This window comes from Micromonospora sp. DSM 43699, from assembly GCF_055517075.1.
This window is the reverse complement of sequence record NZ_JBTMMT010000237.1, coordinates 1-429: the sequence shown is the minus strand read 5'-3', so window position 1 is coordinate 429 and position 429 is coordinate 1. Positions and strand designations below refer to the sequence as shown.

The 429-nt window shown below is 72.7% G+C and carries 1 protein-coding gene; it reads right to left on the bottom strand.

Annotated elements, in window-relative coordinates:
- Positions 1-69 precede the first annotated feature (69 nt).
- The coding region (locus tag AC0AIB_RS31420) for a Mut7-C RNAse domain-containing protein (protein WP_465098114.1) at positions 70-429 on the bottom strand (360 nt) is incomplete at its 5' end.

Genomic DNA, 429 nt, shown 5'->3' with positions numbered 1-429 from the left:
TGACGTTCCGACGCTTCCGAGCGGCGGGCTTTCGCGGTCACGCGGTTACGCCGCTCGACGGTCACGTCGTTACGCCGCCGCGCCCCCGAACTCGCGGACCGCCTCGGACACGATCGTCTCCAGGTGGCCGTGGTGGGCGCCGCGCCAGTAGACCCGCTCGCACTCCGTGCACTGGGCGAACACGTCGTACGCCTGCTGCGTGCCGTGCTCCAGCAGCGGGCTCACGGAGTCCTTGGCGGCCCCGGTCAGGGTGCCGTTGCACGCGGTGCAGTGGGTCCACGGGTCCAGCACCGGAGCGAACCGGCCGAGGACGTCGCGGAGTTGCTCCTTGGGGCGGTCGCTGTAGACGTATGCGCCCGCCCAGATCTCGCGGCGGCGCAGCAGCCCGCGGTCCCGGGAGAGCAGGACGCGCCGCTCCCGTGCCGAGAG